The organism is Lentzea sp. DG1S-22, from assembly GCF_036321065.1.
GTDB classification, from domain to species: Bacteria; Actinomycetota; Actinomycetes; order Mycobacteriales; family Pseudonocardiaceae; genus Lentzea; species Lentzea jiangxiensis.
In genome coordinates, this window is sequence record NZ_CP143276.1 from 2,857,828 (window position 1) to 2,870,839 (window position 13,012).

The 13,012-nt window shown below is 70.6% G+C and carries 17 protein-coding genes; 6 read left to right on the plus strand and 11 right to left on the minus strand.

Translation table 11 applies throughout. The features are described 5' to 3' along the window. Positions 1 to 43 precede the first annotated feature (43 nt). Positions 44 to 496: a MarR family winged helix-turn-helix transcriptional regulator gene (locus tag V1227_RS12255; protein WP_329792632.1), complete on the plus strand. Its 453-nt coding sequence runs from the start codon at positions 44 to 46 to the stop codon at positions 494 to 496. 150 nt (positions 497 to 646) lie between these two features. On the opposite strand, the gene V1227_RS12260 is transcribed toward V1227_RS12255, so the two are convergent. Continuing rightward, complete coding sequence (locus V1227_RS12260) at positions 647 to 1,234, minus strand: maleylpyruvate isomerase family mycothiol-dependent enzyme (protein WP_329792633.1); 588 nt, start codon at positions 1,232 to 1,234, stop codon at positions 647 to 649. 55 nt (positions 1,235 to 1,289) lie between these two features. Here V1227_RS12260 and V1227_RS12265 point away from each other — a divergent pair, with 55 nt between their 5' ends. Both V1227_RS12265 and V1227_RS12270 read left to right on the plus strand, forming a co-directional pair. Then, positions 1,290 to 2,228 (plus strand): sigma-70 family RNA polymerase sigma factor, encoded by a 939-nt coding sequence (locus V1227_RS12265; protein ID WP_329792634.1) that lies wholly within the window; start codon positions 1,290 to 1,292, stop codon positions 2,226 to 2,228. A gap of 9 nt (positions 2,229 to 2,237) precedes the next feature. After that, positions 2,238 to 2,591 carry a VOC family protein gene (locus V1227_RS12270; protein WP_329792635.1) on the plus strand — a complete coding sequence of 118 codons (354 nt, stop codon included), beginning with the start codon at positions 2,238 to 2,240 and terminating at the stop codon, positions 2,589 to 2,591. 128 nt (positions 2,592 to 2,719) lie between these two features. Here V1227_RS12270 and V1227_RS12275 read toward each other — a convergent pair whose 3' ends face one another. The 3 genes from V1227_RS12275 to V1227_RS12285 all read right to left on the minus strand — a co-directional run bounded on the left by V1227_RS12275 (position 2,720) and on the right by V1227_RS12285 (position 5,271). Next, a complete protein-coding gene (locus tag V1227_RS12275; protein WP_329792636.1) occupies positions 2,720 to 3,256 on the minus strand; it encodes a hypothetical protein in 537 nt (178 codons plus the stop codon). Between the two features lie 108 nt (positions 3,257 to 3,364). Then, complete coding sequence (locus tag V1227_RS12280; protein WP_329792637.1) at positions 3,365 to 4,012, minus strand: response regulator transcription factor; 648 nt, start codon at positions 4,010 to 4,012, stop codon at positions 3,365 to 3,367. Further along, positions 4,009 to 5,271: a sensor histidine kinase gene (locus tag V1227_RS12285; RefSeq protein ID WP_329792638.1), complete on the minus strand. Its 1,263-nt coding sequence runs from the start codon at positions 5,269 to 5,271 to the stop codon at positions 4,009 to 4,011. The genes V1227_RS12280 and V1227_RS12285 overlap by 4 nt, the downstream gene beginning before the upstream one ends. 47 nt (positions 5,272 to 5,318) lie before the next feature. Between V1227_RS12285 and V1227_RS12290 the strand changes: the two genes are divergently transcribed. Beyond that, the gene (locus tag V1227_RS12290) at positions 5,319 to 6,071 is read left to right on the plus strand and encodes an MBL fold metallo-hydrolase (RefSeq protein WP_329792639.1); all 753 of its coding nucleotides are present in this window, start codon (positions 5,319 to 5,321) and stop codon (positions 6,069 to 6,071) included. Here the strand turns inward: V1227_RS12290 and V1227_RS12295 are convergent. Genes V1227_RS12295 through V1227_RS12305 form a run of 3 tightly spaced genes read right to left on the minus strand, consistent with a single transcriptional unit; the run spans position 6,058 to position 9,259 of the window. Continuing rightward, positions 6,058 to 6,480, minus strand: coding sequence for a VOC family protein (locus V1227_RS12295; RefSeq protein WP_090099058.1), 423 nt, complete (start codon positions 6,478 to 6,480; stop codon positions 6,058 to 6,060). The two genes, V1227_RS12290 and V1227_RS12295, sit on opposite strands and share 14 nt — an antisense overlap. Before the next feature lie 10 nt (positions 6,481 to 6,490). After that, a complete protein-coding gene (locus tag V1227_RS12300) occupies positions 6,491 to 6,925 on the minus strand; it encodes a helix-turn-helix transcriptional regulator (protein WP_442916487.1) in 435 nt (144 codons plus the stop codon). A gap of 48 nt (positions 6,926 to 6,973) precedes the next feature. Continuing rightward, positions 6,974 to 9,259 carry a glycosyl hydrolase family 18 protein gene (locus tag V1227_RS12305; RefSeq protein WP_442916488.1) on the minus strand — a complete coding sequence of 762 codons (2,286 nt, stop codon included), beginning with the start codon at positions 9,257 to 9,259 and terminating at the stop codon, positions 6,974 to 6,976. A gap of 182 nt (positions 9,260 to 9,441) precedes the next feature. Between V1227_RS12305 and V1227_RS12310 the strand changes: the two genes are divergently transcribed. Next, on the plus strand, positions 9,442 to 9,888 hold the full coding sequence (locus V1227_RS12310; RefSeq protein ID WP_329792640.1) for a hypothetical protein: 447 nt from the start codon (positions 9,442 to 9,444) through the stop codon (positions 9,886 to 9,888). Positions 9,889 to 9,950: 62 nt separating this feature from the next. On the opposite strand, the gene V1227_RS12315 is transcribed toward V1227_RS12310, so the two are convergent. The 4 genes from V1227_RS12315 to V1227_RS12330 are packed head-to-tail and all read right to left on the minus strand — an operon-like array spanning position 9,951 to position 12,066. Next, a complete protein-coding gene (locus tag V1227_RS12315; protein ID WP_329792641.1) occupies positions 9,951 to 10,946 on the minus strand; it encodes a YdcF family protein in 996 nt (331 codons plus the stop codon). A gap of 22 nt (positions 10,947 to 10,968) precedes the next feature. Beyond that, the gene (locus V1227_RS12320; protein WP_329792642.1) at positions 10,969 to 11,136 is read right to left on the minus strand and encodes a hypothetical protein; all 168 of its coding nucleotides are present in this window, start codon (positions 11,134 to 11,136) and stop codon (positions 10,969 to 10,971) included. Between the two features lie 16 nt (positions 11,137 to 11,152). Beyond that, a complete protein-coding gene (locus V1227_RS12325) occupies positions 11,153 to 11,305 on the minus strand; it encodes a hypothetical protein (protein ID WP_329792643.1) in 153 nt (50 codons plus the stop codon). 23 nt (positions 11,306 to 11,328) lie between these two features. Next, positions 11,329 to 12,066 (minus strand): phosphotransferase, encoded by a 738-nt coding sequence (locus V1227_RS12330; RefSeq protein WP_329792644.1) that lies wholly within the window; start codon positions 12,064 to 12,066, stop codon positions 11,329 to 11,331. A gap of 173 nt (positions 12,067 to 12,239) precedes the next feature. Here V1227_RS12330 and V1227_RS12335 point away from each other — a divergent pair, with 173 nt between their 5' ends. Then, on the plus strand, positions 12,240 to 13,001 hold the full coding sequence (locus V1227_RS12335; protein WP_236224811.1) for an IclR family transcriptional regulator: 762 nt from the start codon (positions 12,240 to 12,242) through the stop codon (positions 12,999 to 13,001). The last annotated feature ends 11 nt before the right edge of the window (positions 13,002 to 13,012 follow it).

Consider the following 13,012-nt stretch of genomic DNA (forward strand, 5'->3'; position numbering starts at 1 on the left):
CGATCGTCGAACGTTTCGATGGCCGAAACAGTAAGCTGTCCCCGTGAGCGATGCAACCGACTACGACCTGAGCATGATGTTGCGCGCGCTGGTGATGGAGTCGAACCGGTTCCTCGAGATCTTCAGCGCCGCTCACGAGCTGCACCCCACCGACATGACAGCGCTGAACCTCATCATGACCACTCCGATGACACCCGGCACGCTGGCGAGGGCGCTGAACCTCAGCGCCTCGGCCACGACGTCCGTCCTCGACCGCCTGGAAAGGGCGGGCCACGTCGTCCGCGACCGCGATCCCGGCGACCGCCGCCGCGTCGAGCTGCGGGTGCTCGACACGGCGACGGCGCTGGCGGCCACGTTCTTCCAGCCGCTGGCGCGGGAGTACTCCTCGGCCTGGTCGGGCATGAGCCCGGACGAGCGCGGGGTGGTGGCGAGGTTCCTCGCGTCGACGATCGAGGCGACCTCGCGGGTGCGGGAAGAGGTCAGCGGGACGGGCTGAGCCGCGGGACGCTCCGAAGCGACTCCCGGCGTTGTGGGGCCCGCTCGTGCGCGAGGAGGGCATCTGCCACGAAGGCGCTTTCGCACCAGCGAGCGGCGGGTGCACCGGACCGACGCCCGGCCCGGTCACCCCCGACGTCCTGTGCCCCGGCTACCGCTGACCCGGCAGCCGCCGCCCGCACACCAGCAGCAACAGGTTCTGCGCCTCGTCCCTGACCGGCCGCCCCTGCCCGAACGCCCACTCCAGGTCCGTGGCCTCCAGCCGCTTGTCCCGCAGGTCCGCGCCGAAGTACTTGACGTTGGCGGGTTTCATGCCGTCGAGGACCATCCGCAACCGCTCGGGGGGCACCTTGCGGTCCAGGCCGAGCGCCACCGTGATGTCCAGCCCGTGGATCACGTCGTGCGACAGCGCGCCCACCGCGCCTCCGCCGGGCGGCGTCCACGGGTGGTCGACGTTGGCCTTCAGCGTTCGCAGCAGGTCGTCCGTGGACAGTGCCGCCGCGTCCTGGCGGGCCATGCGGTCGGAGGCGTGGTTGAAGCGGCCCGCCGACTTGAGCAGCTCCCACAGCACGCGCCTGCCCGGCGAGCGGTACGGCAGCGTCGTGTGGGCGACGACGTGCTTGACGGCCCAGCCCTCGCAGAGGCTGGGGGCGTTCCACTGGTCCTCGGTCAGGCCGCTGAGGAGCTCGGCCTGCTCACGTCGTTCGGCCGCCACCGCGGCCCGGATGTCCTGCGTCATGGTCGTGTGTACGGATCGTCCGGCCCGGACTCATCGGTCCGCGTAGGGTCGGTGCGTGATCGACGCGCTGGAGCCGTTCCGGATCGAGCTGACCGGCTACTGCTACCGCATGCTCGGCTCGGGCTTCGAGGCCGAGGACGCCGTGCAGGAAACACTCGTGCGCGCATGGAAGGCGTACGACAGCTACGACCCGTCACGCGCGTCGCTGCGCACGTGGCTCTACCGCATCGCCACGAACATCTGCATCGACATGCAACGGTCGGCTCAGCGGCGTGCTCTGGCCGTTGACCTCGGGCCGTCGGGCGGGGAGATCGGCGCTCCCCTGCCCGAACGCCTCTTCGTGCAGCCGGTGCCGGACGCGGTGGTGCTGCCCGAGGACCTGGCGATCCGCCGCGAGACCGTGCGGCTGGCTTTCGTGGCGGCCCTGCAGCACCTGCCGGCCCGGCAGCGCGCGGTGCTGATCCTGCGTGACGTGCTGGCCTGGCAGGCCGCCGAGGTCGCCGCCCTGCTGGACATCTCCGTCGCCGCGGTCAACAGCGCGTTGCAGCGGGCTCGGGCGTCTCTGCGCGACGTCGACCCCGGGGAGCCGCTGGACCCGGCGGATCCTGTGCAGAAGTCGCTGCTCAGCCGGTACTGCGAGGCGTTCGAGCGGCACGACGTGCAGACGTTGGTCGCGTTGCTGCACGAGGACGCCACGATGTCGATGCCGCCGTTCAGCTGGTGGCTGCGCGGGCGTGAGGCGATCTCCCTGGCGTTGAGCGATCCGAACGCCTCGTGCGACGGTGCTTGGCTCGTACCCGTCGAAGCGAACGGGTCGCCCGCCTACTGGCAGATGCGGCCGGGGATGGAGCAGCCGTTCGGGCTGGTGTTCCTCGACGTGCGGGGCGGGTTGGTGACGGGGACGACGACGTACCTGAACGTCGACGGGTTGCTGCCGTTGTTCGGCGCACCGATGAGTTCCGGACGGCCGTCCCGTACCACCGTGGACGACTAGGAGGCGTTAATGGGGATCCAGCCCATCATCATCACCCCGGACCTGCCGGCCGTGCAGGCGTTCTACGAGCAGGTCTTCGGCGCGACCGAGGTCTTCCGGTACCCGGAGCAGGGCGAGGTGTTCTACAAGGCCCTGCGGATCGACGAGTCCGAGCTCGGCCTCGTCGCGGAGGACGCCGACCTCTCGGCGACGCCGCGGATCGCGCTGGACATCGCCGTGGCGGACGTCGACGCGGTGCTGCCGCTGGTCGAACCCGCGGGCGGGCGGGTGCGGGGACCGGCGAACGACATGCCGTGGGGGCGCCGGGTCGCGCACGTGTTCGACCCCGACGGAAACCCCGTGAACCTCACGCAGCAGCTCTAGGGTGGCCGGGTGATCCGGATCGCGCCGTCGGACGAGGTGCCCCGGGAGGACGTCGGCGCGGTCTTCGACGGTCCGAGCCCTCGAAGTGCCCACTGCCAGCGGTATGGCGGAGGCAGGTGTTCGAGCCGCTAGACCGCCCCGACCAGATCACGGCGCTCCGGTCGCGCGGCCGAGCGGATCCGGCCCCAGGGCTTGAACACCGACAGGAAGTAGGCGAACAGCAGCAGCGTCGGCGCCACCACGACCGGGTGCGCCAGGCCGGACGGCAGCACCGCGGACGGGTCGCCCGCCAGCATCCGCTCGCCGATCCGCGCCGCCTCCGCCACGCCCGGCCGCAGCGCGAAGGCGATCAGCAGCGACATGCCGACGTTCAGGAACAGCTTGAGAGCGACCCACCAGTACCGCACGAGCCCGTACTTGCTGCCCAGACCGAGAACGACGCCGGAGATCATGCACACGGCGCTGGCCCCGAACATCGGCCAGATCGCGAAGAGGTCCACGGCCCCGACTGCGATGCCCGCCACCGCAGTGTCCGCCGTGGACAGCGCGACCACGACGAGGATCCCGAACGCGAGGTCGATGCCGAGCCACGCCGCCGCCGACAGGACGTGCACGAGCAGCACCGCCTTGCGGGGCCGGCCACTGAGCTTGCGGGTGGAAGTCATCGCGGTGCGCTCCTTCTCTCGTGGTGTCGCGTCCCACTCTCGCCACCACGAGCGCCCGCATCATCCGCTCACGCAGGGATCCCGCGTACGTCAGTCTGCGTACGAGCCTCAGCCGCCCGGCGTCACGATCCCGCGCTCGTAGGCGAACACGACGGCGTGGGTGCGGTCGCGCAGGCCCAGCTTGGTCAGCACGCGCGATACGTGCGTCTTCACCGTGGTCTCCCCCAGGAACAGCGTGGCGGCGATCTCGGCGTTCGAGGCGCCCTTCGCGAGCTCCACCAGCACCTCGAACTCGCGGTCGGTGAGCTCCGGCGGACGGGTGCGCTCCCGCGCGGAGGTGCTGAAGCGCGCGATGACCCGGCGCGTCACCTCGGGTGACAGGAGGGCGTCTCCGCGGGCGACGACGCGGACGGACTCCACCAGGTCCTCCGGTGAGGCGTTCTTGAGCAGGAAGCCGCTCGCGCCCGCCTGCAGCGCCTCGAAGAGGTAGTCCTCGCGGTCGAACGTCGTCAGGATGACCACGCGGGTGCCGTGATCCGCGGAAAGGATCCGGCGGGTGGCCTCCAGGCCGTCCATGCGCGGCATCTGGACGTCCATCAGCACGACGTCCGGCTTCAGCTCCGCGACCAGCTCGACGGCCTGGGCGCCGTCGCCCGCCTCGCCGACCACCTCGATGCCGGGCTCGGTGCCGAGGATGACCCGGAAGCCGGCTCGGACCAGGTCCTGGTCGTCGGCCAGCACGACTCGCAAGCTCACGCCTTCTCCTCCGCAACCGTCGGCAGCGACGCACGGACCAGATAGCCCGCGTCACGCCGTGGTCCTGCTTCCAGCGAACCGCCGTGCACGGCCAGACGTTCGCGCATGCCGACGAGCCCGAAGCCCGGTCCGGACGGGGCGGAACGGCCGCGGCCGTCGTCGGTGATCTCCAGTTCCAGGGCGCTGTCGAGGAACCGCATCCGGACGTCGACGTGCTTGGCGTCGGCGTGCTTCACCACGTTCGTCAGCGCTTCCTGCACGACCCGATACGCCGACAAGGCGACACCGGGCGGTACGTCCCGAGGTGCTCCGTACACCCCGTGCGAGACGTTGAGGCCGGTTGCGCGGGCGTTCTCGAGCAGCTCCGGCAGGTCGTCGAGTCCCGGAGCGGCCTTCAGGTCGGATTCGGCGTCGGCGCGCAGAACGCCGAGCAGGCCGCGCAGCTCGCTGATCGCGGTCCGGGCTGTCTGCTCGACGGTCTGCAGCGCGTCGCGGGCCAGGGCCGGGTCGGAGTCCAGGACGCGGCGGGCGGCGCCTGCCTGGATGCCCATCACGGACACGTGGTGCGCCACGACGTCGTGGAGGTCGCGGGCGATGCGCATGCGTTCGGCCGCGATGGCGCCCTGGGTGTTCTGCTCCTGCGAACGCCGCAGCTCCTCCTGCTGGAACTCCAACTGGGCCAGGCGGCGGGCTCCCAGCCACGCCATCTCGCCGACGACGTAGGCGAACAGGAAGAAGAAGACGTTGAACTCGAGTCCGTAGAGGACGGACGCGAGCACGGGGTCGATCGGCCCCGCCGCGTTCTCGAAGTCGCCCCTCGGCCCGAGCAGCGCGCGGACCAGGTTGAACCCCAGCCACAGGAACATCGAGACGATGACGCCGACGCGCGACCACCGCGCCACGACGCGGTTCCTCTCCCACGCGCCGACGGTGAAGATCGCGAGGAAGAGGATCGCGGACGGCACCAGGTTGTCGCCGACGCGGTTCATCTGCGCCGCGATGAAGATCACGGACACCACGACCATCACCGCGAGCGGGTACCGGCGGCGCACCACCAGCGGCACGGACAGCGCGACCATCCACACGAGCTGCACGGCGAGGCTCGGCGGGTTCCTGAAGGTGAAGGCGCCCATGCTGTTGACCAGCGTCGTGACCTCGATCGCGCACAGCAGCACGATCACGGCGATGCCGATGTCACGCCGTCGTTGCGCGGGCGTCGGTCCGGGCCGCCGCCACTCGTTCCAGTCGGGCTCTTCCACGGGCTCAACGTACCTGCCGCCGGAGCCCGTTGATCTACGCTCTGCGGATGGACCTCAGCGTGACGGTGCTCGGCTGCGCGACGCCCTACCCGAGCGTGGACAACCCCTGCTCCGGCTACCTCGTGTCGCACGGCAGCACGCGCCTGTGGGTGGACGCGGGCACCGGCACGCTCGGCCCGCTGCAACGGCACACGCGCCTGCAGGACCTCGACGCGATCTGGATCTCGCACCTGCACGCCGACCACAGCGCGGACCTGCTCACCGCCTACTACGCCCTGTTGTTCGCGGACGTCGAGCGCGACCCGGTGCCGCTGTACGGGCCGCCCGGCATCGCGGACCGCCTCGCCGCGTTCCTCACCAACGGGCCGGAGCGCAGCCCGGTCGAGTCGGCGTTCGCGATCACCGAACTGCACGACGGCCACCAGGTCACCGTCGGCTCGGCCACCCTCACGACGGCCGCCGTCGAGCACGGCATCCCGGCGTTCGGCCTGCGCGTCGAGGCGGGCGGCAGGTCGCTCACCTACTCCGGCGACACCGCGCCCTGCGCGAGCCTCGTCGAGCTGGCGCGCGGCACCGACGTGCTGCTGTGTGAGAGCGAAAGCGCGGAACAGACCGCGGACATGGCCCACCACACGCCGGAACACGCGGGTCAGACGGCATCCGAAGCCGGTGCGGGCCGCTTGGTCGTCACGCACGTGGGCCGCTTCCTGACCCCGCGGGAAGCGGTCACCCGTGCCTCGTCGCGGTACTCGGGCGAGGTGTCCTACGCCGAGCCCGGCACGACGATCACAGCTGGTTGATGCGGACCAGGTTCCCGGCCGGGTCGCGGAACGAGCAGTCGCGCACGCCCCACGGCTGGTCCTCGGGCTCCTGCAGCACCTCGCCGGCACCGGACGACTCGACCCACGCCCGCGCGCGGTCGAACGTGCCCTGCAGGTCCTTCGAGGCGAGCGAGATGGCCGTGTAGACGCCCTTGGCCATGAGGACGGCGATCGTGCGGCGCTCCTCGTCGCTCACGCCGGGGTCGGCGGCGGGCGGGTGCAGGACGATGCCGGTCTCGGGCTGGCCGGGCGGACCGACGGTGATCCAGCGCATGGTGCCCTGGCCGACGTCCTGGCGGACCTCGAAGCCGAGGGCGTCGCGGAAGAAGCCGAGGGACTTCTCGGGGTCGTCTGCCGGCAGGAACGCCGAGGCGATGATGACTGACATGGCGGTCAACCTAATCCGCGGGCCCAGCGGCCGCTTCTCGATTCCTGATCGGCCGCATCACGGCCTTGGCCAGGCAGTTCGGGATGCCCTGGCCGTCGGTCGCGGCGACCTTGCGGTACTGGCTGGGTGACATGCCCACGAGTTCGGAGAACCTCGTGCTGAACGTGCCGAGCGAGGTGCAGCCGACCTCGAAGCAGACGTCGGTGACGGACATGTCGCCGCGGCGCAGCAGCGTCATGGCCCGCTCGATGCGGCGGGTCATGAGGTAGCTGTACGGCGACTCGCCGAACGCGGCGCGGAACGCGCGCGAGAGGTGGCCCGCCGACAGGTGGACGCCGCGCGCGAGTGCCGCCACGTCGAGCGGCTGGCGGTACTCGCGGTCGATCCGGTCGCGGACCTTGCGGAGCAGGACCAACTCCTGCAGGCGCGGGTCTTGGGCGGTCACGTTCGACAGCCTAGGGCCCGCGCCTGACAGGTCGCTGACGTTCGGGGACTAGCAGGCGCCCTGGTCGCGCCAGACGCCCCACTCACCGGTGGTGCCGGGCTCCTCGCCCTGCGTCCACCACTGGGCCCGCCACTTGCGGCCCTTGTGCGACACCTCGTTGCCTCCGTTGTAGACCTTCGCCCTGTCCCACGCCGGCAGCGAGCAGACCGGCGGGTTCGTGGTCGTGGTGGTGGTCGTGGTGGTGGTCGTGGTCGTCGTCGTGGTGGACGTGGTCGTGGAGGTCGGCGGGGTACCGCCACCGATGCGCGGGTAGTCCGCCGAGATCGCGTACGACTGGCCGCCGAACGTGAACACGAAGTTCGACGGCGTCGAGATCGGCAGCTGGTAGCTGACGGTCAGCTCGATCGACGCGCCCGGTGCGAGCGACTGCCACGACGGCAGCGCGAGCTCCACCTTCTGGAAGTCGCCCTTCAGGCCGCCGACGTTCGGCCCGGTGTGTCCCTTCGAGACGACCTTCAACCCGAAGCCGGACTGGTCGGCCATGCTGCCGGGGGCACTGGTGCCGTAGTCGAACGAGATCTTCGTGCCGCCGGGGATCGTGACGTTCGACCGGTTGGTGAACTTGATCTTCGGCGTGATCGGGTAGTTGTTGTCGCCCAGCGCGTAGCCGTGGATGTCGACGTCCACGGCCAGCGACTGCGTCTGCTGCGTGGTGGCCTTCAGCGCGCCGTAGGGCGCGGCGCCGTTCAGGCCGGTGTTGATGGTCGACAGCAGGGTGTCACCGATGAAGTACTCGTTCTTGGCGGAGTCGAACCGGTAGTCACCGGCGAGCTCCCAGATCATGATGCCGCCGAGACCCTTGTCCCGCACGTACTTCGCCTTCTCCGCGATCGACTGCTCGGTCTCGGTGGAGAGGAACACCTTCTTGTCGTTGTTCCACAGCCACGGCGACTTCAGCGTCGAGTCGTAGTGCGGCGTGTAGGTGCCGGTGAGGCGGTCGGTCGGGTCGTTGACCGGGTCGAGACCGTACTGCGGACCGTACGAGCCGGCGATCTTGGCTTCGAGGTTCTTGGTGTGCCACAACGGGTTCACGCCGGACGGGACCTCGGCGCCACCGGCGGTGACGTCGTGCCAGATGTTGTCGATGCCGGACGCGCCGTTGCCGCACGGCGTGGTCGAGCCGACCGCGGACCCGGTGCCGGGCGGGCACTGCGACTGGTTCGGCAACGCCGCCTTGCCCCACAACCCGTTCGTGCCACCGGTGACGCCCTGCCAGCCGCGCGAGTAGAACGGCACGCCGATGTTGATGCGTCCGGCCTGCATGGCGCCGCGGTAGTAGTGGTACGCCCAGTCGGTGTTGAGGTAACCCATGCCCTCGTACTGCGGGGCCGTGTAGACGCCACCGGCCGAGAGCTCGCCGTCCTTGCCGTCGTCGTAGAGAGCGGCGTTCGGGCCGACGAAGTGGTTCCACGAGCCGTGCAGGTCGTAGCTCATGACGTTGAGGTAGTCGAGGTACTTGACGACCTGGTACGCCTCCTGGCCGCGCAGCAGCCAGCCCGAGGCGGGCACGGCGGCGGTCAGCAGGTAGTGCTTGCCGTCGGCGGCACCGGCGCGGTCGAGCTTCTCGCGCAGGGTCTTCATGATCGCCTGGTAGCCGGCCCACAGCGTGCCGCGGTTGGCGTTGGAGATCCAGAAGTCGTCGGGGTTGCCGGCGTGGTTGTTCGACGTCGCGTACTCGTAGTCGATGTCAGCGCCGTTGAAGCCGTACTGGCGCAGGAAGGCCACGACGCTGTCCGCGAACGTGTCGATCGCCGCCTGGCTCTGGCCGAGCTTGTAGAAGCCGCCCGAGGCGGTGCGGGTGCCGTCGGCGTTGAAGAAACCGCCGGTCTCCGCCCAGCCGCCGACCGAGATCAGCGTCTTGACGTCCGGGTGCTGCTTCTTGAACTTCGTCAGCTGGTTGAAGTGCCCCTTGTAGGGCAGCGACGGGTCCATCTCGGAGCCCGCGACACCCGGCCACTCCATGCCGATCGACGAGTTGGCCGGGCTGTTCGCGCCGACCGAGATCTTGTTCTGCGCGTCGATGTGCGCGAACGCGTAGTTGAGGTGCGTGACCTTGTTCCAGGGGATGTCCTTCGCGAGGTACCCCGGCTGACCGTTCTTGCCGGTGCGCCAGCTCGTGAAGTACCCGATGACCCTCCGGGACTTGTCCCCCATGGTCTCGCGCCCGGCGGTGTCGTAGACCGTGCAGTACGGCGACTCGACACCCGGCGTCTTGTACAGCCCGTCCGGCCGGCAGTCCTCGTGGGCTGCGGCTGCGGTCGGCGCGGTGGTCACAGCTATCACGGTCCCGGCTAGCAGGGCTAGCACCGGAACCACTCTGGCGAGCAGTCGCAAGGGAAAGGACCTCCTGGCTAGGGCGGCGGCCACTGCCGGGAACCGTAAAATGGTCCAGACCTTTAGGTCAATACTCGATCACTGTCATTCCGTGTCAGTGAATCGGTTTAGCGTCCGTTTCCATGAGCGAGAACGATTTCGACTTCCTCCACGGCCGGTGGCACGTGGCCAACCGCAAGATCGCCGACATCCCTGGCCGCGGCACCGAGTGGGTCGAGTTCGACGCGACGGCCGAGGCGAGACCGCTGCTCGGCGGCGCCGCGATCATCGACGGCTTCTTCGCCGACGGCTGGGAGGGCATGACGCTGCGCCAGTACGACCCGGCTCACGACGTGTGGCGCATCTGGTGGGCTTCCACCCGCGCTCCCGGCCGGCTGGACCCGCCGCTGGAGGGGTGGTTCGCCGGGGAGCGCGGGGTGTTCCTCGGGGACGACGTGGTCGGTGGGCATCCGGTGAGGCTGCGGTTCGACTGGACAGCGGGGTCGGAGCCCGTCTGGCAGCAGGCGTTCTCGTACGACGGCGGGGAGACCTGGGAGACGAACTGGGTCATGCGGTTCACGCGCGCCTGATGGTGGCGGGCAGCAGGAGGAGACCGCCGAGAGGAAGGCGCTCCTCGGCTGACCGGTCCCGGTCAGCCGATCTGCGTCAGCGCGAGGCCGCCCGCCATCAGCACGGCGCACGCCAGCGCGTGCACGACGGGGTTGCGCACCAGCAGCGCCACGAACTCCCGCAGGAACGCGCTCGGCACGAAGTACCAGGCCGTGGGCGCGCCGATGACCTGCAGCCGCAGGCCCTGGTTGCGGGAGAGCACCGCGGTGCGGAACACGTGGTAGTTGTTCGTGACCGCGACGACCCGGCCGTTGAGACCCCGCTCGGCGAGCAACGCCTTGCTGTAGCGGAGGTTCTCCTCGGTCGTGGTCGCCCGGTCCTCCAGCACCACGTCGTCGGCGGGCACCTCGCGCTCGAGCAGGTACTCGCGCATGGCGAAGGCCTCGGACACGTCCTCGTCCGCGCCCTGCCCGCCCGACACCACGATCACGGGTGACCGCCCCGCCTCGCGGTCGCGCCGGTACAGCCGCAACGCGCGGTCCAGCCGGTTCGCGAGCAGGGGCGGCACCCGGGACCCGACCAGGCCGGCGCCGAGGACGACGATGCCGTCGAAGCCGTGGCGGCGGCCCGTCCGGCCGTAGATCACGGAGTACAGCAGCAGGCTCACGAACAGGAACGCGATGTACGCCGACACCAGGAACAACCCGATGGCGGAGCCGCGGATCCAGTCGTTGGGCTGGGAGATCCCCCAGAAGAAGTAGAGCATCTCGCCGATCAGGGCGAGGCCCGCGAGCAACGACAGCAGGTTGCCCAGCGATCGGCCCTCACGGCGCAGCATCACGACGCCGTTGGCCAGCAACGCGAGCGGGAGCAGCAACAGGCCGAGGACCGCCAGGACGAAGCCGAGCAGCAACGGCAGGCTCACCGCCGGGTTGTCCTGCCCGGCACCCGCGAGCCACAGCAGCAGCATCAGCAGCGCGATGCCGAGCCAGACCGCGTTGCTCAGGCGTCGGCGGTCGCGCGCCACCCCGACTAGGAAGAACGAGGCGGGGATGAGGAAGAGCAGGCCGGCGAGCACCGGCCAAGGATAGTGCCGGTGATCACTCGTCGCTCTCGGGTGCCGGAACGGGCTTCGGGCGCGGCCTCAAGCGGACCGCGCCCGAAGTCAGGTCGAGCGGACCGGTCTCCTCGTAGTCCTCACCCGTGCCCGCGTCCGTCGCCTCGCTGCGGAGCTTGCGGCCGGGGAACAACTCACCCAACTGTCCCATGTCCGCGAGGTTACCCTCAGAACAGGGCGATGAGCAGCAGGATCAGGGCGATCGCGATGACGATCAAGATCCACGTGCTGCCGGCCGGCCTGCGGTAGTGGCTGCGGACCGTGGTCGTGCGGAACCAGCTGTACGGGGCGCTGCGGCGGTGCCGGCGAACCCAGGGCATCTCGTCCTCCTGACAAGTCGCTGTTAGTGCGGGGATACCCCGTCTCCGAGCCGTTGCAGTACTCCAGCCAGCCCAACCTCCGCCAGCTCGCGATCACCGGTGGCGTTGCCGTGCAGCACCTCGTGCCACGGCCCCAGCCGGTGCCAGGTCAACGCACGCTCGCGCAGCTCCGCGGTCACGCCGTAGGTCTCGGCGAACGCGGCCGCGAACTCGGGCGGCGTGCAGTGCAGCGCCCACGCCAGGTCGATCGCCGCGTCACCGATGTGCAGGTCGCCGAAGTCGATCACGCCCGTCAGCACGCCGCCGCGGCCCAGCACGTGCTCGGGCCCCAGGTCGCCGTGCACGACCGTGTCCGCGGGCAGGCCGTCGAGCTTCGCCAGCAGCTCCTCGCCGCCGGGCACGTCGACCTCGGCGCGGAACCGCTCCACGGGGAGCGGCCTGGGGCCGACGCCCCGCCGCACGGCCTCGGCGACGGGTGCCGCGTGCAGCGCCCGCAGGAACTCCCCGAGCTGTCTGCCCTGCACGGCGCCGGGCGACGCCACCTCCCCGCCCGGCACCAGGTCGTGGCGCACCACCACCGGGTCCTCCGACACGACCACCGGAACCGGGACGGGCAACGGCAGCAGGGGCGCGAGCCACGGCATCACGACCGCCTCGCGCAGGAGCTGCGGCCCGATCTCCGGGCGGCGCGGCCGCCGTTCCACCCACCGCCCGCCGACCAGGACGGCGGTGCTGTCCCAGCCCTCACCGAGGTACGTCATGCGCCCAGTGTCGACGGCAGCGTCCGCGCGGCCGAAACGACTTTCCCCCTGCCCGCGCAGCTCGGCGAAGGCGAGCGCCTGGTGCGGGGCACGCAGCCCCTTCCCCCGGTGTCGCGGCCACCCGCCCGATCACGGGGGCGGCCGGTCCGGCGTGGAGCGTGCAGAATCTGCGGGTGGCCGCCACCGTCTCCTCCAAGCTGCTGTCACTGCTCGGCACGTTCGACGCCGGCCACCGCCGCCAGACCCTGAGCGGCATCGCGCGGCGCAGCGGGTTGCCGGTCAGCACCACGCACCGGTTGCTGGCCGAGCTCGCCGAGTGGGGCGCGGTGCGGCGGCTGGAGTCAGGTGAATACGTCATCGGGCGGCGGATCTGGCGGCTCGGCCTCCTCGCGGCGGGCGAGGTCGACCTGAGCCGGGTCGCGGAGCCGTTCCTGCACGACCTCCACGCGGCGACGCGGGCCGTGGTGCACCTGGCCGTGCGGGAGGGCACCGAGGTGCTCTACCTCGACCGGGTGTCGGGGCACGCGTCGGTGCCGATCGTGAGCTCGACCGGCAGCCGGTTGCCGCTGCACTCGACCGGGGTCGGCAAGGTGCTGCTCGCGCACGCGCCCGCGGAGGTCCAGGACGAGGTGCTGGAGCACGGGCTGACGCGCCTCACGGCCTACACGGTCACGGAGCCGGCGCGGATGCGGGCGCAGCTGCACCGCATCCGGCGGGACGGGTACGCGCAGACGTTCGAGGAGATGACGCTCGGGGCGTGCAGCGTGGCGGTGCCCGTCGAGGTGCAGGGGCACGTCGTCGCGGCGCTCGGGATCGTGGTGCCGGACCTGCGCAACGTCCGGGTGCGGCTGGTCGCGGCCCTGCAGGTGGCGGCGCGGGGCATCGCGCGGACGTTGGAGCCGAGTTTCCACCCACCGGAAGCCGGGCTTGGATGACCCACCGCCTG